This window comes from Salinarimonas sp., assembly GCF_040111675.1.
Lineage (GTDB): Bacteria > Pseudomonadota > Alphaproteobacteria > Rhizobiales > Beijerinckiaceae > Salinarimonas.
Genome location: NZ_CP157794.1, coordinates 3,025,997 through 3,045,487 on the forward strand (window position 1 = coordinate 3,025,997; position 19,491 = coordinate 3,045,487).

Genomic DNA, 19,491 nt, shown 5'->3' on the forward strand with positions numbered 1-19,491 from the left:
CGTCTCGTCGGCTCCGACGCCTCAGGCGGCGACGCGGGCGAGGCTCTTCGGCACGAAGCGTGCGGAGGCGGCGCGGATCACGGCCTTGAGCTCGGACGCGCCGGCGCAGGGCGGGATCGAGGCGATGGCGTCGGCGACGAGCTCCTCCAGCCGGTCGATGGCGCCCTCGACGCCGAGCAGCGCCGCGGCGCTGGCGCGGCCGTGAGCGGCGTCCTGGCCGGTGGGCTTGCCGATCTCGTCGGCGCTCGAGGCGATGTCGTGCAGGTCGTCGGCGACCTGGTAGGCCTCGCCCAGATATTCGCCGAGCGGGCGCCACGCATCCGGATCGCCGCCGGCCGCGAGGGCGCCGGCGCGGGTCGCGGCGGAGAAGAGCGCGCCGGTCTTGGCGCGGTGATAGCGCGAGAGGTCGATCTGGGGCTCGCTCTCCCAGGCCTGTCCCGCCACGATGCCGGTGGGCATGCCGGTCGAGGCGGCGATCGTGGAGACGAGCGGCGCGAGCCGCCGCGGCTTCGCGAGGCCGGCGCGGGCCAGAGTCTCGAAGGCGAGCACGATCAGCCCGTCGCCGGCGAGCACGGCGAGCGGCTCGCCGTATGCGCAATGGACGGCGAGCTTGCCGCGCCGGGTCGCGGCGTCGTCGAAGCAGGGGAGATCGTCGTGGACGAGGGAGGCGCAGTGCAGGAGCTCGATCGCCGCCGCGGCGGCCTCCGCGAGCGCGGGCGAGTCGTTCCCGCAGGCGGCGGCGACGCCGAGCGCGAGCCGCGGGCGGATGCGCGCCCCGCCCGGGAACACCGCGTAGCGCATCGCCGCGGCGAGGAGCGGCGGCGCGCCCTCCCCGCCCGCATGCGCGAGAGCCGCGTCGAGTGTCGCCTCGATCCGGGTTCCGGCGTCGGTTCGGGGATTCATCGGAGAGCCTCCCAGTTGCTGATCCGTCGGCGTTGTCAACCGGTTTTGTCGGTATAGACTGTCAACCTAGACTGACATAGCTTGCGAGCGTGTCAACGGTCAGGATGCTTCGGTGAATAGCGGACCCCCTCGAACGGACGAGATCGTGGTGATCGGCGCCGGCATCGCCGGGCTGGTCTCGGCGCTGCTGATCGCCGCGTCGGGGCGCAAGGTGACCGTGCTCGAGCGGCAGCCGACGCCCGGCGGCAAGATGCGCCAGGTCCTGGTGAACGGCGCGGCCGTGGATTCGGGTCCCACCGTCTTCACCCTGCGCGGCGTGTTCGACGCGATCTTCGAGGCCGCGGGCGCGCGGCTCGACGAGCGCGTGCGGCTGACCCGGGCCGATATCCTCGCACGCCACGCCTGGGACGGCGGGGCGCGCCTCGACCTGTTCGCCGACGTCGCGCGCTCCGCCGACGCGATCGGCGCCTTCGCCGGCGCCCGCGAGGCGCGGGGCTTCCGGGAGTTCTGCAGGGCCTCCGAGGAGGTCTTCCGGATGCTCGACGAGAGCTTCATCCGCGCGGCCGAGCCCTCGCTGCCGAAGCTGATGGCGAGCCAGGGCATGTTCGGCGCGCACCGCCTCCTCGCGATCCGCCCCTTCACCACGCTGATGCCGGCGCTGGACGGCTTCTTCCGCGATCCGCGCCTCGCCCAGCTCTTCGGCCGCTACGCCACCTATTGCGGCTCCTCGCCCTATCTCGCGCCCGCGACGCTGATGCTGATCGCCCATGTCGAGCAGGCGGGCGTGTGGATGGTCGAGGGCGGCATGCAGAACCTCGCCCGCGCGCTGCACGCGCTCGCGGAGGAGAAGGGCGCGACCTTCCTGTTCGGCCGTGAGGCGCGGGAGGTGCTCGTCGAAAACGGCCGCGTCGTCGGCGTCGCCACCCTGGACGGCGAGCGCCTGCCCGCGACGGCGGTGGTGGCGAACGCCGATTCGGGCGCGATCGCGGGCGGCATTCTCGGCCGCGAGGCCGCCCGCGCCGTGCCGGCGGCCTCCCGCGAGGACCGGTCGCTCTCGGCGCTGACCTTCTCGCTCAACGCGCCGACGCAGGGCTTCCCGCTCTCGCGGCACAACGTCTTCTTCTCGCGCGACTATCCGGCGGAGTTCGACGCGATCTTCAAGCGCGGCCGGCTGCCCGAGGAGCCCACGATCTACGTCTGCGCCCAGGATCGCGACGACGAGGGCCGGCGCGCGGACGGCGCGGACGGGGATGCGGACGCGCCGGAGCGGCTGTTCATGATCGTCAACGCGCCGCCGGTGGGCGACGCGCGTCCCTTCAGCACAGAGGAGATCGCCACATGCGAGACGGCGACCTTTCGGCATCTGTCCCGGCTGGGCCTGTCGGTGGAACGCAGCCCCGAGACGATGCGCACGACGACGCCGGCGGCCTTCGAGCGGCTCTTCCCGGGGACCGGGGGCGCGCTCTACGGCCGGGCGAGCCACGGCTGGAACGCGAGCTTCGAGCGGCCGGGCGCGCGCACGAAGCTGCCGGGGCTCTACCTGGCGGGGGGGAGCGTGCATCCGGGGGCGGGCGTGCCGATGGCGGCGCTGTCGGGATGGACGGCCGCGCATCTGATCTCCCGCGATTCCGCTTCGACCGCACGGTCCCGGACGACGGGTATTGCTGGTGGTACGTCGACGTCCTGAGCGACGACGGCAAGCTCGGGCTCACCATCATCGCCTTCATCGGCAACGTCTTTTCCCCGTACTACGCCTGGGCGCGGCGGAAAGGCCCGGCGGACCCGCACGCCTTCCCGGCGATGAACGTCGTGCTCTACGGCCACGGCCACAAGCGCTGGGCGCTCACCGAGCGCCGCCGCGACGCGCTCTCCCGCGACGCGACCTCGCTCGCCATCGGCCCCTCGCAGATGCGCTGGGAGGGCGACGCCCTCGTCGTCGAGTTCGACGAGCGGACGATGCCCGTGCCGGGGCGCATCAAGGGCTCCGTGCGGCTGACGCCGTCGGGCGAGACGCCGCAGATCTTCGCGCTCGACGCCGGCGGACGGCACATGTGGTGGCCGATCGCGCCGGCCTCGCGAGCGCAGGTGACGCTCGAGCATCCGAATGTGAGCTTTTCGGGCGACGCCTATTTCGACATGAATTTCGGCGCGCGCCCGCTGGAGGCGGACTTCGACTGGTGGAACTGGTCGCGGGCGCCGACCTCGCGGGGAGCCTGCGTCCTCTACGACGTGATCCGCCTCGACGGCTCGCGACAGGTGCTGGCGCTGGACATCGGCCGCGACGGCTCCGTGCGCGACGTCGACACGCCGCCGCTCGCGCCGCTGCCGCCGGGGACGATCTGGCGGATGCCGCGCGAGACCCGCGCCGACGCGGGCGGCGCGCCGAAAGTGCTCAAGACCTTCGAGGACACGCCCTTCTACACCCGCTCCGAGATCGCGACCCGCCTCCTCGGCGAGGACGTGCGGGCCATGCACGAGAGCCTGTCGATGCCGCAATTTACGAAGAGGTGGGTGCAGATGCTGCTACCGTTCCGGATGCCGCGCCGCTTCGTGTGAGCGCTCGTCGACGCCGGTCGGGCGCTTGGTGCGCTCGGCCTTGCTGGCGAGCGCCGAGCGGTTCGGGTCGCCGGAGAAGGCGTTCGACGCCGCCTCGCGGTTCGACTTGCGGCGCAGGAAGAACGCGAACAGGCCGATCGCGATCAGAAGGAACGCGCCGATCGTCATGACGTTCTGCGCTTCCAGGAAGTTCGCCCAATCCATCGGATGATCTCCTCAGGTTCGTCGGGGGAGCGTCCGCACACGCGGACGTGTTCCCGGGCCAACGGGCGGCGGCGCTTTCGCGATCCGCGGGCGCGGCGGAATGGCGCGGGCGCGACGTGCATTATCCCCAGCGGTGCTGTGCGAGCCGTCGCGCGACAAGCGTGCCGGACTCGCCAGCCGCCGGCCGCGTGAACTAAACTGTCATACGAATCGGTCACCTTGCTTTTCGAAGCGGGTCCCTCGAACCGACGAGGATCGTGTGAAGCGTCGCGCCGACCTTCCTGAACGCGATCGCGGCTCTCTCCGAGAGAAGCCGGCTCGTCCCTGGTCGCCGGCCCGTTCCCCCGCCTTCCATCCCCCTCCACGCCCTACGCTCCGGACGCTTCGACGCGGCGCCCGGGGTGGTGGTCCCGCGTCGCCGCAAGGGAGACAGGCTCGTGAGCAAGCGTTACGACAAGCAGAAGCGCCGCACCCGTCGCTCCTTCGAAGCCGGTGAGATCGTCGAGCTGCATGGCGGTGTTCTCGGCGGAAAGTTCGACCACGAGCGCACCCTCGCTCCCATCAAGCCCCTCAACGCGACGCAGGCGGCCTACATCGCCGCCCTCAAGACCCATCCCCAGACCATCGTTCTCGGCCCCGCCGGCACCGGCAAGACCTGGATCGCCGCGGCGCACGCCGCCGATCTCTACCGCCAGAGGCGGATCGGCCGCATCATCCTCACCCGTCCCAACGTCCCCGCCGGCCGCTCGCTCGGCTTCTTTCCCGGCACGCTGGAGGAGAAGTTCGCGCCCTGGGCCGCGCCCGTGGTCGAGACCATCCGCGAGCGGATCGGCCGGGGCGCCTTCGACATCGCGGTCAAGAACGGGGACATCGAGATGGTGCCCTTCGAGGTGATGCGCGGGCGCTCCTGGTCGGACGCCTTCATCCTGCTCGACGAGGCGCAGAACGCGACGCTGCTCGAGATGAAGACCTTCCTCACCCGTCTCGGGGAGGACTGCACCGCGGTCGTCAACGGCGACGTCAGCCAGTGCGACCTCAAGGAGACGTCGGGCCTCGCCCAGGTGATCGCCATGATCCGCGAGAAGGAGCTGCCGGTGCCGATCGTCGAGTTCGGGGCCGACGACATCGTCCGCTCCGGCGTGTGCGCGATGTGGGTGCGCGCCTTCGCGGAGCTGGAGGAGGCCTGAGAGGCGCCGGCCCCCGTCGCTCGCCGCCTACGCCCGGAGCGGCTTCTTGAAGCCGAGATGGCTCTGGGCGTAGCCGAGCCGGGCGTAGAACCGGTGGGACCCGGTGCGCGCGACGTTCGAGGTCAGCTCGACGAAGGCCGCGCCGCGGGAGCGGGCCCAGTCCTCCGCCGCGGCGATCAGGGCCGCGCCGATCCCGCGCGAGCGCTGGTCGGCCCGCACCTGCACGGCCTCGAGCTTCACCCGGGTCGCGCCGCGCCCGGTCAGGCAGGGGATGGCGGAGACCTGGAAGGTCCCCACCACCTCAGCCCCGCGCTCGGCCACGAAGAGCGCGTGGTCCTCGCTGGTGACGATCCGCTGAAAGGCGGCGGCGTAGGCGCCGCGCGTCTCCTCCGACCAGACGTCGCCGTGCCCGCCGAGCGTGTCCTCGGCGTGGAGGCGCACGATCGGCTCGAGATCGCCCTCGCGCGCCTCGCGGATGATGAGATCGCTCACGGGTAGGTGGGCTCGCCGGCGAGCGAGAGTAGCCACCGGGGTGCGGAGGTCATGGGAGATGCGACTCCTCGCGGGTACGGAGCGCGAGGGTAGCGCAAGGGCCGGGCGGGAGGAAGCGGGCGGCTTCGCGAGGGCTCGGAGCCTTCTCCTTCCGGCTGGCAAAGGACAGGCTCCCGATGCCCGGCATGTGCCGAATGCCGGCGCACGGAGCGCCGATGTCCGAACTACAGCTCTTTCGCGTAGGGATATTCCCACGAGCCCGACACGTCGCCCAGCGCCCTCTCCTCCCCGTCTCGCGCGAAGCCGAGGCGCTCGTAGAGGCGGTGGGCGGTGGTGAAGCGGGTGTCCGACCACAGGATCAGCCGGCGGTCGCCGCGGGCGCGGGCCGTCTCCTCGACCAGGCCCACGAGACAGGCGCCGAGCCCCTTCCGGCGCTGGTCGGGGCGCACGTAGAGCGTCTTCAGCTCGCCCACGCCCTCGTGCGAGGCCTTGAGGCCGATGCAGCCGCGCACGCGCCCGCGCGCGTCCTCGACGACCCAGAGGAGCGCGCCCTTCTCGGCGGCGCTCGTCGCGGGGCGGACGAGCTCGGGATAGTCGTCGTGCGGATCGACGTAGCAGCCGGGATACTCGGCGAAGGCGAGGGTGATCAGGCCGAACAGGTCCTGCGCGTCGGCGTCCAATGCGGCGCGGGCGATCGCGCGCGACGGGCGGCGCATGACGACCGCCTGGAGATCGTCACGCCCGCCGCAGCTCCCCGCCGGGCGATCGAGGACGAAGCCCTCGCGCAGATAGAACCGGATGGCGCCCTCGTTGCGCGGCTCGACCTCGAGCCAGACGTCACGCTCGGCGAGGCGCGCGAGCGTCTCGTCGAGAAGCCGCCGACCGAGCCCGGTTCCCTCGGCGCCGGGCGCCACGTAGAGCCGGCGCAGGCAGGCCTCGCCCGCATCGTCGACGTGGGCGAAGGTGGAGCCGAGCACGGCGCCGCCCTCCCCTTCCGCCATCAGGAAGACGCCACCCGGCTGGTCGACCTGACGCGAGAGCGCGGCCAGCGAATGCCACTGGTCGGTGATCTCGGTGACTTTCGCCGCCCCGTGGAACCGATCGTAGGTCGCGTGCCAGCTGGCGACGAGCGCCGCGCGCACTGCCTCGACATCCTCGGCGCGAACGGGGCGGACGCGCGGCGTCATTCGATGCCGAGCTTCTCTTTGACGATGGCGTTGACGGCCTGGGGGTTGGCCTTGCCGCCGGTCGCCTTCATCACCTGCCCGACGAACCAGCCGGCGAGCGTCGGCTTGGCCTTCGCCTGCTCGACCTTGTCGGGGTTCGCCGCGATCACCTGGTCCACCGCCGCCTCGATGGCGCCGGTGTCGGTGACCTGCTTCATGCCGCGCTCCTCGACGAGGCGCTTGGGCGAGCCGCCCTCGGCCCAGACGATCTCGAACAGGTCCTTGGCGATCTTGCCGGAAATGGTCTTGTCCGCGATGAGATCGACGATCTCGCCGAGCTGGTCGGCGGAGACCGGCGAGCGCTCGATGTCGAGGCCCTCCTTGTTGAGGCGCCCGAACAGCTCGTTGATCACCCAGTTCGCCGCCGCCTTGCCGTCGCGGCCCCTGGCCACCGCCTCGAAATAGTCCGCCTGCTCGCGGTCGGCGACGAGGACGCCCGCATCGTAGGCGGAGAGGCCGTAATCGGCGACGAAGCGCGCCTTCTTCTCGTCGGGCAGCTCCGGCAGGTGCGTCGCCAGGGCGTCGACGAAGTCCTGGTCGAATTCGAGCGGCAGCAGGTCCGGATCGGGGAAGTAGCGATAGTCGTGCGCCTCCTCCTTGGAGCGCATCGAGCGCGTCTCGCCCTTGTTGGGGTCGAACAGCCGCGTCTCCTGGTCGATCGTGCCGCCGTCCTCGAGGATGCCGATCTGCCGGCGCGCCTCGTACTCGATGGCCTGGCCGATGAAGCGGATCGAGTTGACGTTCTTGATCTCGCAGCGCGTGCCGAGCCCCTCGCCGGGGCGGCGCACGGAGACGTTCACGTCGGCGCGCAGGTTGCCCTTCTCCATGTCGCCGTCGCATGTGCCGAGATAGCGCAGGATGGTGCGCAGCTTGGAGACGTAGGCCTTGGCCTCCTCGGAGGAGCGCATGTCGGGCTTCGACACGATCTCCATGAGCGCGACGCCCGAGCGGTTGAGGTCGACGAAGGACATGGTCGGGTGCAGGTCGTGGATCGACTTGCCGGCGTCCTGCTCCAGGTGCAGGCGCTCGACGCCCACCGTGAAGGAGGTGCCGTCGAGCATGTCGACGATCACCTCGCCCTCGCCCACGATCGGGTGCTTGTACTGCGAGATCTGGTAGCCCTGCGGCAGGTCCGGGTAGAAGTAGTTCTTCCGGTCGAAGATCGAACGCAGGTTGATCTGCGCCTTCAGACCGAGCCCCGTGCGCACGGCCTGGCGGACGCATTCGAGATTGATCACCGGCAGCATGCCGGGCATCGCCGCGTCGACGAGGGACACGTGCGAGTTCGGCTCCGCGCCGAAACCGGTGGAGGCGCCGGAGAACAGCTTCGCCTGGGAATTCACCTGGGCGTGGATCTCCATGCCGATGACGACCTCCCAGTCGCCGGTGGCGCCTTTGATGAGCTTCTTCGGGTCGACGGGGGCGTTCATCGGCTCTCGATCCTCGTGTGCGTCGCACCACGGGTTAGCGCTCTCTCGCGCGCGCTTCAAGTCGCCGCCGCGCCGCGGCCGCGCGAATCCGGCTCCGCGAACCGCCGCGCCCGCCCGGCGTTATGCGAAATGCGCGCCGCTCGAGCCGAAAGGAGGCCACGATGGCGACGAACCAAGGCCGCGACCCGAACGATCCCCGCACGCCGCATGCCGGCGAAGACCGTTCGGTCGACCCCACGCCCTCCACCACCGACCCGTTCGGGACCCGCCCCGGCGAGGTGCGCGGCGACGACACCCTGCGCGGCGCCGGCCCGAGCGACCCGCGGGTCGAGCCGCGCCCGGTCGATCCGGCGCTGAACCGGACTGACCGCACCTATGGCGGCGAGCCCCCGCGCGACGACCGGATGGCCCGCCCCGCCCGCCGCTCCGGCGCGGCCTGGGCCTGGGCGATCGGGCTGATCGTCGTGATCGCCGTGGTGCTCGGCTTCTTCCTGATGGACGGCTACCGGGCGACCGACGTGCCGGTCACCGGCACGGTCGAGGAGCCCGCGACGGCGGGCGAGCCCGTGCCGATCGACCCGCAGGCCGACACGCCCGTCGCCCCGGCGGAGCCGATCACGCCGCAGTGACGGCTGCTGAATACCGTCCCGCGGCGATCGTCGCGGGACGCCGTCACGCCCGCTGCGACATCCGCCTCACGCCGTAGGCGGCGCTCGCCCAGACGAGGGCGCCGAGCGTGCGTACCGGCAGGAGCGAGGGATGGTCGTCGCCGATGGGCGCGATCCAGGGCAGCCCCATCGCCGTGATCGCCCACGCGGCCAGCACGGCGACGACGAGCGCGGCCATGGCGGCGATGAACAGCTTGCCGAGCTGGTCCGCTTTCCAGCCGAGATAGCCCGCGACGAGGATCAGGATCGGGTCGAAGGCGGCCATCAGCCAGATCGCGAGCGGGACGGAGGGGGTTTCCAAGGCGACATCTCCTGCGCGGAACTTTCGCGAGAACGCGTGCGCTCCCTAGCAGACCGAACGGCGCGAGGCCATCAGCCGAGCCGCCGCAGCAGCGGCCGCGCCGCCAGGGCCGCGACCGCCACCGGCAGCGCCGCCGCCAGATCGTCGACCATCACCCCGAGCGCGCCGGGGATCTCTTCCGTCAGCCCGATGGGCCACGGCTTCAGCCGGTCGAGCGCGACGTAGACGGCGAGGAGCGCCGCGGCGACGGGCGCACGGCGCGTCACGAGCAGGAAGAGCAGGAAGGCCGCGCCCGCGACCTCGTCGATGACGATGGTCCCGTCGTCGACGAGCCCCGTCGCGCCGGCCCAGACCGCGCTCGCCCAGAGACCGGCGAGGAGGATGGCGAGAAACGACGCCGCGCGGGCCCAGGCCGGCAGCGTCCGAGCAGCCCACAGCGCGGGCGCCGTCACGCCAACCGCCAGCGCCACGCGAAACGTTTCCACATGGCCGAGCCAGAAGACGGTGGCGACCGCCTCGGCGATGGTCACGACGAGCGGGGCGCCCAGCGCCTCACCCCCACCAGGGCTGCGGGTAGGTCACGCGGCCGGCGGCGTCCTCGATCACCTGGCCGGCGGCGAAGAGCGTCTCCTCGTCGAAGGCGCGGCCGATGAGCTGGAGTCCGAGGGGCAGGCCCTGCGCGTCGAAGCCGGCGGGAACGGAGATGCCGGGCAGGCCGGCCATGTTCACCGTCACCGTGAAGACGTCGTTGAGATACATCTCGACCGGGTCGCCCGAGCCCTTCTCGCCGATGCCGAAGGCGGCGGACGGCGTCGCGGGGGTGAGGATGGCGTCGACGCCGTTCGCGTAGGCCTCCTCGAAGTCGCGCTTGATCAGGGTGCGGATCTTCTGGGCGCGCAGATAATAGGCGTCGTAATAGCCGGCCGAGAGCACGTAGGTGCCGATCATGACGCGGCGCTTGACCTCGCGGCCGAAGCCCTCTGCGCGGGTGTTCTCGTACATGTCGACGATGTCGCGGCCGGGGACGCGCAGGCCGTAGCGCACGCCGTCGTAGCGCGCGAGGTTGGAGGAGGCCTCCGCCGGCGCCACGATGTAGTAGGCCGGCAGGGCGTACTTGGTGTGCGGCAGCGAGATCTCGACGGTCTCGGCGCCGGCCTCGCGCAGCCAGGCCTGGCCCTGCTCCCAGAGCGCCTCGATCTCGGCCGGCATGCCGGGGACGCGGTATTCCTTCGGAATGCCGATCTTGAGCCCCCGCACGCCGCGGCCGACGGCGGCCTCGTAGTCGGGCACGGGCATGTCGGCGCAGGTCGTGTCCTTGGCGTCGGGGCCGGCCATGGCTTTGAGCATCATCGCCGAATCGCGCACGGTCTTGGCGATCGGGCCGGCCTGGTCCAGCGACGAGGCGAAGGCGACGATGCCCCAGCGCGAGCAGCGCCCGTAGGTCGGCTTGATGCCGACCGTCCCCGTGAAGGCCGCCGGCTGTCGGATCGAGCCGCCGGTGTCGGTCGCCGTCGCCGCGAGCGCGATCCGCGCCGACACCGCTGCGGCCGAGCCGCCGGAGGAGCCGCCGGGGACGAGCTGCGCGTCCGAGCCGGAACGCCGCCAGGGCGAGACCACCGGGCCGAAGGCGCTCGTCTCGTTCGACGAGCCCATGGCGAACTCGTCGCAATTGATCTTGCCGAGCATCACCGCGCCGGCCCGCCACAGATTGGCGGTCACCGTAGAGTCGTAGGCCGGCGTGAAGTCGTCGAGGATCTTGGAGCAGGCCGTCGAGCGCACGCCCTCGGTGCAGAACAGGTCCTTGACGCCGATGGGCAGGCCCTCGAGCGGGCCGGCCTCGCCCTCGGCGAGGCGGGCGTCGGAGGCGTCCGCCATCGCGAGCGCCTTCTCGGGCGTCTCGAGGACGTAGGCGTTGAGGGCGCGGGCCTTCTCCATCGCGTCGAGATGGGCCTGCGTCAGCTCGCGCGCCGAGAACGTCTTCTTGGCGAGCCCGTCGCGGGCCTCGGCGAGGGTGAGGTCGGTGAGATCGGTCACGGAAATGCTCTCGGTGTGCGGCGGCGCGGGCGGGCGGGCGTGCTCCGGGGTCTACTCGACCACCTTGGGGACCATGAAGAAATGGTCCTCGGTCGCAGGCGCGTTGGCGACGATGGCGTCGGCCTTGTCGCCGTCGGTGACGCCGTCCTCGCGGGTCTTGATGCGCATCGGCGTCACCGAGGTCATCGGCTCGACGTCGCGGACGTCCACCTCGGAGAGCTGCTCGACGAAGGCGAGGATCGCGTTGAGCTCGCCCTGGAGGTGCGGCACGTCCGCGTCGGTCACGGCGATGCGGGCCAGGCGCGCGATGCGCCTCACGGTGTCGGTGTCGACGGACATGTCTCTTCCAAGCCGGCTGGAGGTCGGGTCGCGCCGGCTATATCATCGCCGCCCGACAGGGAGCAACCGCCCGGGAGGAGGCATGATCATCGCCCGCTGGAGCCACCCCGCGCAGCGCGCCGAGGTCGCGACGATCCTCCCGGACGGATGCGTCGACCTGATCCTCGTGCGCGACCGGGACGGCCGGGTGCGCCCGCGCGTCTCCGCGCTGATGGACGGGCCCACGCCCGTGCGCATCGCGGCGGGCGCCGCCTATCACGGCTTCCGGCTCCTGCCCGGCGCGCGCATCGACGCCACCGCGCTCTCGGCGGCCGCAGCGGCCGCAGGGAACGACGAGGCGCTGCTCCTGGACCGGCTACCCGAATTCGCCTTTCGCTCGCAGGTCCTGGCCGACGCGCTCGCGCATCTCGCGCAGGCGCGCAGCGTCACCGACGCCGCCGGACGCGCTGGCGTCCGCGCCCGCACGCTGCAGCGCGTGACGTTGCGCGAGACGAGCCGAGGCCCCGATTTCTGGCGCCGCCTCGCGCGCGCCCGCCGTGCCGCCCGGCGGGCGATCGCCGGCGAGCCGCTGGCGGACATCGCGGCGGACGAGGGCTATTGCGATCAGGCGCATATGACGCGCGAGCTCGTCCGCTGGTTCGGCGCGTCTCCGTGGCGCCTCGCGCGCGATGCGCGGCTCGCCGCGCAGCTCGCGGAGGTCGGTTACGCCTGAGGCGTCACCGGCGAGCAGATCTCGACGAGGTAGCCGTCCGCGTCCGCGACATAGGACGTGGTTTGTCCCCAGGGCTCCTCGCGCGGCTCCTGAACCGGACGGGCCCCGGCCGCGACCGCGCGGGCGTAGGCGGCCGGGACGTCGCCCGTTTCGAAGGCGATCTCGAAGGTGGGCGCTTTCGCGTCCGGCGCGGCGGGCGCCTTGCCCAGCTCGCGCATCAACCGACGCGAGGAGAACGACAGCGTCGTCGCGCCGGTGGCGAGCTCGCCGTAATCCCCCGAGGGGTGCAGCATGCCCCGCTCGAGCCCAAAGGCCCGCTCGTAGAAGACGAGGGTCGCCTCGACATCGTCGACGTAGAGAATCGTGTATTTCAGCTTCATCGTCGCCTCTCCCAGGGGTCGGGCAGCGACGCTCCCACGCGCGCGGGCCGGCGTCTTGGAGAAACGCGACACAGGCGCTCACCGCGCGATGACCGTCCCCTCGCGGTGACGCGCACTCGTGACCCGGTCCGTCATCGGGACGAACCGACCGACACCATCCCATCGGGTAGAGCCGCAGCTGTTCGCTGTCATTGGCGACCCCGCCTGGGCTCGAACCAGGGACCTAGTGCTTAGAAGGCACTTGCTCTATCCAGCTGAGCTACGGGGCCGTCGGGGGCAAGGGATAGCAGCGGGGGCGGCGGGGCGCAAACCGGCCGCGCCCGCGCTCAATGCGTCCAGGGCGTGACGCGGTTGTGCTTGAAATTGTCGGAATAGGAGATGACCTTGCGGGTCGGCTCCTCCGGTTCGTCCACGATGTAGGCGATGCCCTCGCGCTCGGCGTAGGCGATGGCCTGCTCCTTGGTGTCGAAGGTCAGCTGCACCTGCTGGCGCGTGTCGGTGGACGTCGTCCAGCCCATCAGGGGCTCGATCTGGCGCGGGCTCTCCGGGTCGAAGCGCAGCACCCAGCGCTTGGTGCGCGCCTTGCCCGAGGAGGTGGCGCCGCGCGAAGGCTTGAAGATGCGTGCGGTCATGGCGGCCTCTCGAACCTCTCCCGTGTGTACGCTCGGCACGAACAGGGCCGGACTGGTCGGGGCGGCCGGATTCGAACCAGCGACCCTCTGCTCCCAAAGCAGATGCGCTACCAGGCTGCGCTACGCCCCGACATGCCGGCGCTCCCGTCGAGATAGAATTTCGGGTCGCGCGGCGCAAGCGATTTGTCGCCGGCCGCGGCAGGGAACGGGTTGCGCTACGGATGCGAACGGCTAGGCTGCCGGCCATGTCCGCTTCACTCGATCCCGCCGCGCCGGACGGCGCCGTCGCGACCCGCCGCAGGCCCTGCCCGATCTGTCGGGAGGAGAACGCCGGCGCGTCGCCGCTGCCCTACGGCCGGGACGGCTGGGACGTGGTCGCGTGCCGGGGCTGCGGCTTCCCGCACCTCGCCGTGGTCCCCGAAACCGAGGCGCTCGTCGAGACGCTCGCGTGGGAAGCGCAGTTCGCGCGCGAGGGAGCGCGGCGCAAGACCAAGCAGCCCGTGCTTCATTGGCTCGACCGCAAGACCCGCTGGCGGCTGCATCTGTTTCCGCGAACCGAAGGCGTGGATCTGCTCGATCGCGCGGCGCCGAGCGGGCCGGCGCTCGATCTGGGCTGCGGCACGGGCTCCAACCTCGCGCGCTTCGCGCCGCGCTTCACACCGTACGGCGTCGAGATCTCCAAGGCGCTGGCCGCCCAGGCCGACGCCTACGCGAGGGAACGGGGCGGTCACGTGGTCCACGCCTCGGCGCTGGAGGGCATCGCCGCCTTCCCGGACGGCTTTTTCGCCGCGGCGCTGCTGCGCTCGTATCTCGAGCACGATTGGCAGGCTCGCGAGGTGCTCGCCGCGCTCCACGCCAAGATGCGACCCGGCGGGCTCGCGGCCGTGAAGGTGCCGAACTACGGCAGCGTCAACCGGCGCGTCATGGGCAGGCGCTGGTGCGGCTTCCGGCTGCCGGACCACGTCAACTACTTCGATCCCGCCTCGCTGCGCCGCCTGGCCGAGGACGTCGGGTTCACCGTGCGAATCCGCTGGCGCCACGCCCTGCCGTTCGACGACAACCTCATCGCCATCCTCGAGCGGTGAGCGCCGCGCCTCATTCGGCGAAGAGCGGATGCTCCACCCGGTCGCCCGCCGCGATGCCGAGGCGGCGCGCGGTGCCGGCGTTGAGCTCGAGCACCGAGAGCACCGGCTGGCCGGAGGAGATGGTGCGCTCCGACAAGGGCTCGGTGTCCGCGGCGATGCGCACGATCTCGCCGGTCTCCGAGATGAACAGCATGTCGAGGGGGATGTAGGTGTTGCGCATCCACATCGAGACGGGCTGCACCCGGCCGAAATCGAACAGCATGCCCTGCTCCGCGGGCATGGAGCGGCGGAACATCAGCCCGCGCGAGCGCTCCTCCGGCGTCGCCGCGAGCTCCACCTGGAATTCATGCCGGCCCTCGTCGGTGACGACGGCGAGCGGCTGCAGCTCCTGCGCCGAGGCGGTCGCGAGGCCGACGAGGACGAGCGCGCAGAGCGCGACGAGTGCGGCCGCGAGACCGCGCGCGGGGGTGAGAGCGGGGGAACGCGTCACGCGGAGAGGTCCGTCAGTGCGAGGACGGCAGCGCGCTGTCCACCATGCGCACCTCGGCCGCCATCAGGCCTTTCGGCCCGTCGCCGTAGCGCACGTAGACCTCCTCGCCGGGCTTGAGCTCGGCGATGCCGTAGCGCCGGAGCGTCTCCATGTGGACGAAGATGTCCGGCGTGCCGTCGCCGCGGGTGAGGAAACCGAAGCCGCGCAGGCGGTTGAACCACTTGCACACGGCGCGCTCGAGCCCGCTCGTCGGCGTCACCGTGACGTGGGTGCGCGCCATCGGCAGCTCGGAGGGGTGGACGGCGGAACTCTCGTCGAGGGAGAGGATGCGGAAGGCCTGGAAGCCCCGCGGCCGCTGCACGGCCTCGACGACGATCCGCGCGCCCTCCGCCGCGGTCTGGTAGCCGTCGCGCCTGAGGCAGGTGACGTGGAGCAGAACGTCCGGCAAGCCGTTGTCCGGGACGATGAACCCGAAGCCCTTGGCCACGTCGAACCACTTGATCACGCCCGCGATCTCGATGAGCTCGACCGGACGTTCGCCAGCGCCGTCCGCCGGGCGCGCAGCAGGAGAGACCTGGGACGCGCTGGACCCCTGGGAGGAAACGGCCGCGACCTCGTCGCCGGCCGGCTTGCGATCGACATTCACGCCTCGCGCGTCCGCCGATCCCTGGTCGAATTCGTCAGACATGCACTACACCGATCGAACCACGCCGCCTGATTCTTAAAAACAGGATAACACTCTATTTCGGGAACGAAAGCCCGAAAGATCGGCAAAACCGCAGCTCGTTGCAAGTCTAATAAAATCAGAAGCGATCCCATAGACTTGTGCGGCGATGTGCAGAGCCCGATTCGACTGTCCCGGGGCGCTTTCGCGCCCGTGCGCGGGGTGGCCGGTCAAGAATCGGGCGACAATGCGGCGTCCTCATGCGACGCCAGGACGCAAGGAGAGGGCATGAAGGTCGTCGGAGCGGGCGAGACCCGCAGCGCGGGCAAGAGGCGTTTCGCGGCGGTGGACGCGGCGCGCGGCGTCGCCCTCCTCGCCATGATCGTCTACCACTTCGCCTGGGACCTCTGGTTCTACGGCTTCACCGCGGTCGAGATCCCCTTCGACCCGTTCTGGCGCAATTTCGCCCGCGCCATCGCCGCCTCCTTCCTGATCCTCGTGGGCGTGAGCCTCGTCCTCGCCCACGACGCGGGTCTCGAGCCCCGCGCCTTCCTGCGCCGGCTCGCCAAGGTCGCGGGCGCCGCCGCGCTGATCACGCTCGCCACCTGGCTCGTCTTTCCGGCGAGCTTCATCTTCTTCGGCATCCTGCACATGATCGCGGTGGGGAGCGTGCTCGCCCTCCCCTTCCTGCGGCTCCACCCGGCGCTCTCCGCGCTCGCCGCCGCGGCCGTGCTCGGGGCGCCGATCCTGTACGCGGACCCCGCCTTCGACACCCGCTGGCTCGCCTGGATCGGCTTCTTCGAGACGCCGCCCGACACCAACGATTTCGAGCCGGTCTTCCCCTGGCTCGCCGCCGTGCTCGCGGGCGTGGCGCTCGGGCGCGTCATGATGGGCACGCGCCTGCGCGAGCGGGTGGCGGCGATGCGGGCGGAGGGGCGGATCGGGCGCGGGCTCGTCTGGATGGGGCGCTGGAGCCTGGTGATCTACCTCCTGCACCAGCCGATCCTGATGGGGGCGCTCTACCCGGTCGCGCTCGCCCTCGATCCGCGCGCGGGGCAGCTCGCCGGCCAATGCCGCGCGGCCTGCGAGGCGTCCGGCAACGGCGCGGATTTCTGCGCCCGCTATTGCGATTGCGCGCTGGGCGAGCTCGAGGCGCGGGGCCTGACGGACCTGGCCGCACGCGGGCCCGCCACCCCGGAGGATCAGGCGCGCTTCGACGCCGTCGTCGACGGCTGCGTCGCGCAGACCCTCCGTGAGAGCCCGCCGCCGGACTGAGCGGCGCGCGCTCAGTCCTTGGCGCGCTCGACGTAGGAGCCGTCCTCGGTCATCACCACGATGCGCGTGCCGGCGGAGATATGCGGCGGCACCATGGTGCGCACGCCGTTGTTGAGCATGGCCGGCTTGTAGGACGACGAGGCCGTCTGCCCCTTCACCACCGGCTCGGTCTCGACGACCTCGAAGACGACGCGCTGGGGCAGCTCGATGGCGATGGCGACGCCCTCGTGCAGCTTCAGCGAGACCGTCATGCCCTCCTGGAGATAGGCGGCCTGATCGCCGATGTCGTCGCGCGACATGGTGACCTGGTCGAACGTCTCCGGGTTCATGAAGTGGAAGCCCTCGCCGTCCTCGTAGAGGAACTGGTGGTCGCGATCCTCGACGGTCGCCTTCTCCACCTGCTCGGTGGTGCGGTAGCGCTCGGACACCTTGGTGCCGTCCGAGATGCGGCGCATGTCGAGCTGGGTGACCGGCGTGCCCTTGCCGGGATGGATGTTCTGGGCGGTGAGGACCACGTAGAGCTTGCCGTCCACGTCGACGACGTTGCCCTTGCGCAGGGAGCTCGCGATGACCTTGGCCATGTCTCTTCCACTTCGTGTGCGCCGCGTCCCGCGGCCGAATGATGTCGCCGGGCTTGAACCCGCTCGGGGAGCGCATTAACCCACGAGGCGCGCCGGGTCTAGTGAGCCGGCGGCACGGTCCCCCGCGGCTTTCGTCCGGCACGGGGCCGAACCTCACGGAGATGGTCGACGGTGAACGCCCCCTCCCCGTTCTGGGATCCGGCCCGTCACGCCGACCGCAGGCCCTTCCTCCTGGGCCGCGGCGCGGTGACCGCGGCCGTGCGCGCGCATTTCTCCCGCGACGGCTTCATCGAGGTCGAGACCGCGTCCCTGCAGGTCTCGCCCGGCAACGAGGCGCATCTCCACGCCTTCGAGACGCGGCTCGCCGGCCCCGCCGGGGAGAGCGCGCCGGTCTACCTGCACACCTCGCCCGAATTCGCCTGCAAGAAGCTGCTCGCGGCGGGGGAGCGCAAGCTCTTCACCCTCGCCCGCGTCTGGCGCAACCGCGAGCGCGGGCCGCTGCACCATCCCGAGTTCACGATGCTGGAATGGTATCGCGCCGACGCGCCCTACGAGACGCTCTTTTCCGATTGCGCCGCCCTCCTCGCCGCCGCCGCGGACGCGACCGGAGCGCGGCTGTTCTCCTGGCGCGGGATCGACTGCGATCCGCGCGCGGAGCCGGAAGTGGTCACGGTGGCGGAGGCGTTCGAGCGCTTCGCCGGGATCGGCCTGCTGGCGACGGTGGACGCGGCCGGCGGCTCCGATCGCGACGCCCTCGCCGCGCAGGCGCGCGCCGCCGGGCTGCGCATCGCCGAGGACGACACGTGGGCCGACGTGTTCTCCAAGGTCCTGGTCGAGCGTATCGAGCCGCGGCTCGGGACCGGGCGGCCGACCGTGCTCGCCGAGTACCCGGTCTGCGAGGCCGCCCTCGCCCGCGCGAGCGCCCGCGACCCGCGCGCGGCCGAGCGCTTCGAGCTCTACGCCTGCGGCGTCGAGCTCGCCAACGGCTTCGGGGAGCTGACCGATCCGGCCGAGCAGCGCCGGCGTTTCGCCATCGAGATGGATGAGAAGGCGCGGGTCTACGGCGAGCGCTATCCGCTCGACGAGGATTTCCTCGCGGCGCTCGCCCGGATGCCGGAGGCGTCGGGCTGCGCCCTCGGCTTCGACCGGCTCTGCGTGCTCGCCACCGGCGCGCGGCGGATCGAGGACGTGCTGTGGGCGCCGGTCGCCGATCCGTGGGAGACGACATGAGCGCGCGCACGCTCCGCCGGGTCGAGGATCTCGTCGCCGCCGACCTCGCGCCCGAGGCGGCGCGCGCCGGGCTCGACGCCGTCTCCGAGCGCTACGCCATCGCGATCACGCCGGAGATGGCGGCCCTGATCGACCCCGCCGACCCGCACGACCCGATCGCCCGCCAGTTCGTGCCCCACGAGGCCGAGCTGGAGACGCGCCCGGAGGAGATGGCCGATCCCATCGGCGACGAGGCGCATTCCCCCGTCCCCGGGGTCGTCCATCGCTATCCGGACCGCGCGCTCTTGAAGGCGGTCACCGTCTGCCCGGTCTATTGCCGCTTCTGCTTTCGCCGCGAGAGCGTCGGGCCGGCGCATGGCGGCCTCCTGCCGGAGGCGGATCTCGACCGCGCGATCGCCTATCTCGCGAGCCGGCCGGAGATCTGGGAGGTGATCCTCACCGGCGGCGACCCGCTGGTGCTGGCGCCGCGCCGGCTGGAGGCCTTGATGCGCCGGCTCGCGGCGATCGACCACGTGAAAGTGGTGCGGCTGCACACCCGGGTGCCGGCGGTCGATCCCGGGCACGTCGACGCCGCGCTGATCGCGGCGCTGAAGGCCTGCGGCAAGACGGTCTACGTCGCGCTCCACGCCAACCATCCGCGCGAACTGACGGAGGCTGCCCGCGCCGCCTGCGCGCGGCTCGTCGATGCCGGGATCGCCATGGTCTCGCAGAGCGTTCTCCTGCGCGGCGTCAACGACGACGTCGAGACGCTCGCCGCCCTGATGCGCGGCTTCGTCGAGGCGCGGGTGAAGCCCTACTACCTGCATCACCCGGACCTCGCGCCGGGCACGAGCCGCTTCCGGCTCACCATCGCCGAGGGCCAGGCCTTGATGCGGGCGCTGCGCGGGCGTGTCTCGGGCCTGTGCCAGCCGACCTACGTCCTCGACATTCCGGGAGGCGCGGGCAAGAGCCCGATCGGGCCGGGATATCTGGAGGGGGAGACGGTGGAGGACTGGCGCGGGAAGCGGCACCGCTACGAGGGGGAGATGTGACGCGACGCCTCTCCGGCGAAGCCGCGTCAGATCTCCTCGTTCGCAAGCGCTGATTTTCCTTCCCTGTAGGG

General features: G+C 71.5%; 23 protein-coding genes and 2 tRNA genes. 9 read left to right on the plus strand and 16 right to left on the minus strand.

The window, feature by feature from the left end:
- Positions 1–21: 21 nt before the first annotated feature.
- Complete coding sequence (locus tag ABL310_RS14045; RefSeq protein ID WP_349367638.1) at positions 22–903, minus strand: polyprenyl synthetase family protein; 882 nt, start codon at positions 901–903, stop codon at positions 22–24.
- Positions 904–1,015: 112 nt separating this feature from the next.
- On the opposite strand from ABL310_RS14045, the gene crtD reads away from it, so the two are divergent.
- The gene (crtD, locus tag ABL310_RS14050) at positions 1,016–2,590 is read left to right on the plus strand and encodes a 1-hydroxycarotenoid 3,4-desaturase CrtD (RefSeq protein WP_349367639.1); all 1,575 of its coding nucleotides are present in this window, start codon (positions 1,016–1,018) and stop codon (positions 2,588–2,590) included.
- On the plus strand, positions 2,500–3,459 hold the full coding sequence (locus ABL310_RS14055; RefSeq protein WP_349367640.1) for a carotenoid 1,2-hydratase: 960 nt from the start codon (positions 2,500–2,502) through the stop codon (positions 3,457–3,459). Before crtD ends, ABL310_RS14055 begins: the two co-directional genes overlap by 91 nt.
- Here the strand turns inward: ABL310_RS14055 and ABL310_RS14060 are convergent.
- Positions 3,427–3,663 (minus strand): hypothetical protein, encoded by a 237-nt coding sequence (locus tag ABL310_RS14060; RefSeq protein ID WP_349367641.1) that lies wholly within the window; start codon positions 3,661–3,663, stop codon positions 3,427–3,429. The two genes, ABL310_RS14055 and ABL310_RS14060, sit on opposite strands and share 33 nt — an antisense overlap.
- A gap of 497 nt (positions 3,664–4,160) precedes the next feature.
- On the opposite strand from ABL310_RS14060, the gene ABL310_RS14065 reads away from it, so the two are divergent.
- Positions 4,161–4,850 (plus strand): PhoH family protein, encoded by a 690-nt coding sequence (locus ABL310_RS14065; protein ID WP_349372063.1) that lies wholly within the window; start codon positions 4,161–4,163, stop codon positions 4,848–4,850.
- Positions 4,851–4,877: 27 nt separating this feature from the next.
- On the opposite strand, the gene ABL310_RS14070 is transcribed toward ABL310_RS14065, so the two are convergent.
- The 3 genes from ABL310_RS14070 to gatB all read right to left on the minus strand — a co-directional run bounded on the left by ABL310_RS14070 (position 4,878) and on the right by gatB (position 7,998).
- Positions 4,878–5,342, minus strand: coding sequence for a GNAT family N-acetyltransferase (locus tag ABL310_RS14070; RefSeq protein WP_349367642.1), 465 nt, complete (start codon positions 5,340–5,342; stop codon positions 4,878–4,880).
- Positions 5,343–5,566: 224 nt separating this feature from the next.
- Complete coding sequence (locus ABL310_RS14075; RefSeq protein WP_349367643.1) at positions 5,567–6,529, minus strand: GNAT family N-acetyltransferase; 963 nt, start codon at positions 6,527–6,529, stop codon at positions 5,567–5,569.
- Positions 6,526–7,998, minus strand: coding sequence for an Asp-tRNA(Asn)/Glu-tRNA(Gln) amidotransferase subunit GatB (gene gatB, locus ABL310_RS14080; RefSeq protein WP_349367644.1), 1,473 nt, complete (start codon positions 7,996–7,998; stop codon positions 6,526–6,528). The genes ABL310_RS14075 and gatB overlap by 4 nt, the downstream gene beginning before the upstream one ends.
- A 161-nt stretch (positions 7,999–8,159) precedes the next feature.
- Between gatB and ABL310_RS14085 the strand changes: the two genes are divergently transcribed.
- The gene (locus ABL310_RS14085) at positions 8,160–8,627 is read left to right on the plus strand and encodes a hypothetical protein (RefSeq protein ID WP_349367645.1); all 468 of its coding nucleotides are present in this window, start codon (positions 8,160–8,162) and stop codon (positions 8,625–8,627) included.
- Positions 8,628–8,670: 43 nt separating this feature from the next.
- Here ABL310_RS14085 and ABL310_RS14090 read toward each other — a convergent pair whose 3' ends face one another.
- The 4 genes from ABL310_RS14090 to gatC all read right to left on the minus strand — a co-directional run bounded on the left by ABL310_RS14090 (position 8,671) and on the right by gatC (position 11,340).
- On the minus strand, positions 8,671–8,967 hold the full coding sequence (locus tag ABL310_RS14090; RefSeq protein WP_374730331.1) for a hypothetical protein: 297 nt from the start codon (positions 8,965–8,967) through the stop codon (positions 8,671–8,673).
- 71 nt (positions 8,968–9,038) lie between these two features.
- Positions 9,039–9,497 carry a phosphatidylglycerophosphatase A gene (locus ABL310_RS14095; RefSeq protein WP_349367646.1) on the minus strand — a complete coding sequence of 153 codons (459 nt, stop codon included), beginning with the start codon at positions 9,495–9,497 and terminating at the stop codon, positions 9,039–9,041.
- A gap of 22 nt (positions 9,498–9,519) precedes the next feature.
- Entirely contained in the window at positions 9,520–11,001 is a 1,482-nt protein-coding gene (gene gatA / locus ABL310_RS14100; RefSeq protein ID WP_349367647.1) for an Asp-tRNA(Asn)/Glu-tRNA(Gln) amidotransferase subunit GatA, read from the minus strand.
- Positions 11,002–11,052: 51 nt separating this feature from the next.
- Positions 11,053–11,340 (minus strand): Asp-tRNA(Asn)/Glu-tRNA(Gln) amidotransferase subunit GatC, encoded by a 288-nt coding sequence (gatC, locus tag ABL310_RS14105; RefSeq protein WP_349367648.1) that lies wholly within the window; start codon positions 11,338–11,340, stop codon positions 11,053–11,055.
- 82 nt (positions 11,341–11,422) lie between these two features.
- On the opposite strand from gatC, the gene ABL310_RS14110 reads away from it, so the two are divergent.
- Positions 11,423–12,052 carry a helix-turn-helix domain-containing protein gene (locus tag ABL310_RS14110; RefSeq protein ID WP_349367649.1) on the plus strand — a complete coding sequence of 210 codons (630 nt, stop codon included), beginning with the start codon at positions 11,423–11,425 and terminating at the stop codon, positions 12,050–12,052.
- On the opposite strand, the gene ABL310_RS14115 is transcribed toward ABL310_RS14110, so the two are convergent.
- The 4 genes from ABL310_RS14115 to ABL310_RS14130 all read right to left on the minus strand — a co-directional run bounded on the left by ABL310_RS14115 (position 12,043) and on the right by ABL310_RS14130 (position 13,194).
- Positions 12,043–12,432 carry a VOC family protein gene (locus ABL310_RS14115; protein WP_349367650.1) on the minus strand — a complete coding sequence of 130 codons (390 nt, stop codon included), beginning with the start codon at positions 12,430–12,432 and terminating at the stop codon, positions 12,043–12,045. The two genes, ABL310_RS14110 and ABL310_RS14115, sit on opposite strands and share 10 nt — an antisense overlap.
- Positions 12,433–12,624: 192 nt before the next feature.
- Positions 12,625–12,701 (minus strand) — tRNA-Arg (locus ABL310_RS14120).
- 57 nt (positions 12,702–12,758) lie between these two features.
- Positions 12,759–13,064, minus strand: coding sequence for an ETC complex I subunit (locus ABL310_RS14125; RefSeq protein WP_349367651.1), 306 nt, complete (start codon positions 13,062–13,064; stop codon positions 12,759–12,761).
- A gap of 53 nt (positions 13,065–13,117) precedes the next feature.
- Positions 13,118–13,194: transfer RNA gene (locus ABL310_RS14130), tRNA-Pro, on the minus strand.
- 115 nt (positions 13,195–13,309) lie between these two features.
- Between ABL310_RS14130 and ABL310_RS14135 the strand changes: the two genes are divergently transcribed.
- Positions 13,310–14,149: a class I SAM-dependent methyltransferase gene (locus ABL310_RS14135; RefSeq protein ID WP_349367652.1), complete on the plus strand. Its 840-nt coding sequence runs from the start codon at positions 13,310–13,312 to the stop codon at positions 14,147–14,149.
- A 10-nt stretch (positions 14,150–14,159) separates the two neighbouring features.
- On the opposite strand, the gene ABL310_RS14140 is transcribed toward ABL310_RS14135, so the two are convergent.
- Complete coding sequence (locus ABL310_RS14140; protein WP_349367653.1) at positions 14,160–14,639, minus strand: DUF192 domain-containing protein; 480 nt, start codon at positions 14,637–14,639, stop codon at positions 14,160–14,162.
- A 13-nt stretch (positions 14,640–14,652) separates the two neighbouring features.
- Positions 14,653–15,327, minus strand: coding sequence for a cold-shock protein (locus tag ABL310_RS14145; RefSeq protein ID WP_349367654.1), 675 nt, complete (start codon positions 15,325–15,327; stop codon positions 14,653–14,655).
- A 264-nt stretch (positions 15,328–15,591) separates the two neighbouring features.
- Here ABL310_RS14145 and ABL310_RS14150 point away from each other — a divergent pair, with 264 nt between their 5' ends.
- The gene (locus ABL310_RS14150; RefSeq protein ID WP_349367655.1) at positions 15,592–16,578 is read left to right on the plus strand and encodes a heparan-alpha-glucosaminide N-acetyltransferase; all 987 of its coding nucleotides are present in this window, start codon (positions 15,592–15,594) and stop codon (positions 16,576–16,578) included.
- An 11-nt stretch (positions 16,579–16,589) separates the two neighbouring features.
- Here the strand turns inward: ABL310_RS14150 and efp are convergent, their stop codons facing one another.
- On the minus strand, positions 16,590–17,159 hold the full coding sequence (gene efp, locus ABL310_RS14155) for an elongation factor P (protein WP_349367656.1): 570 nt from the start codon (positions 17,157–17,159) through the stop codon (positions 16,590–16,592).
- A 171-nt stretch (positions 17,160–17,330) separates the two neighbouring features.
- Between efp and epmA the strand changes: the two genes are divergently transcribed.
- Positions 17,331–18,389, plus strand: coding sequence for an EF-P lysine aminoacylase EpmA (epmA, locus tag ABL310_RS14160; RefSeq protein WP_349367657.1), 1,059 nt, complete (start codon positions 17,331–17,333; stop codon positions 18,387–18,389).
- Positions 18,386–19,420 (plus strand): lysine-2,3-aminomutase-like protein, encoded by a 1,035-nt coding sequence (locus tag ABL310_RS14165; protein ID WP_349367658.1) that lies wholly within the window; start codon positions 18,386–18,388, stop codon positions 19,418–19,420. Before epmA ends, ABL310_RS14165 begins: the two co-directional genes overlap by 4 nt.
- Positions 19,421–19,491 lie beyond the last annotated feature (71 nt).

Excerpts from the sequence above, each read along its gene's own strand:
- ABL310_RS14045 (WP_349367638.1), bottom strand. The coding sequence starts at position 903 with ATGAATCCCCGAACCGACGCCGGAACCCGGATCGAGGCGACACTCGAC.
- ABL310_RS14055 (WP_349367640.1), top strand. The coding sequence starts at position 2,500 with ATGGACGGCCGCGCATCTGATCTCCCGCGATTCCGCTTCGACCGCACG.
- ABL310_RS14060 (WP_349367641.1), bottom strand. The coding sequence starts at position 3,663 with ATGGATTGGGCGAACTTCCTGGAAGCGCAGAACGTCATGACGATCGGC.
- ABL310_RS14075 (WP_349367643.1), bottom strand. The coding sequence starts at position 6,529 with ATGACGCCGCGCGTCCGCCCCGTTCGCGCCGAGGATGTCGAGGCAGTG.
- gatB (WP_349367644.1), bottom strand. The coding sequence starts at position 7,998 with ATGAACGCCCCCGTCGACCCGAAGAAGCTCATCAAAGGCGCCACCGGC.
- ABL310_RS14085 (WP_349367645.1), top strand. The coding sequence starts at position 8,160 with ATGGCGACGAACCAAGGCCGCGACCCGAACGATCCCCGCACGCCGCAT.
- gatC (WP_349367648.1), bottom strand. The coding sequence starts at position 11,340 with ATGTCCGTCGACACCGACACCGTGAGGCGCATCGCGCGCCTGGCCCGC.
- ABL310_RS14110 (WP_349367649.1), top strand. The coding sequence starts at position 11,423 with ATGATCATCGCCCGCTGGAGCCACCCCGCGCAGCGCGCCGAGGTCGCG.
- ABL310_RS14115 (WP_349367650.1), bottom strand. The coding sequence starts at position 12,432 with ATGAAGCTGAAATACACGATTCTCTACGTCGACGATGTCGAGGCGACC.
- ABL310_RS14125 (WP_349367651.1), bottom strand. The coding sequence starts at position 13,064 with ATGACCGCACGCATCTTCAAGCCTTCGCGCGGCGCCACCTCCTCGGGC.
- ABL310_RS14135 (WP_349367652.1), top strand. The coding sequence starts at position 13,310 with ATGTCCGCTTCACTCGATCCCGCCGCGCCGGACGGCGCCGTCGCGACC.
- ABL310_RS14145 (WP_349367654.1), bottom strand. The coding sequence starts at position 15,327 with ATGTCTGACGAATTCGACCAGGGATCGGCGGACGCGCGAGGCGTGAAT.
- ABL310_RS14150 (WP_349367655.1), top strand. The coding sequence starts at position 15,592 with ATGAAGGTCGTCGGAGCGGGCGAGACCCGCAGCGCGGGCAAGAGGCGT.
- efp (WP_349367656.1), bottom strand. The coding sequence starts at position 17,159 with ATGGCCAAGGTCATCGCGAGCTCCCTGCGCAAGGGCAACGTCGTCGAC.
- ABL310_RS14165 (WP_349367658.1), top strand. The coding sequence starts at position 18,386 with ATGAGCGCGCGCACGCTCCGCCGGGTCGAGGATCTCGTCGCCGCCGAC.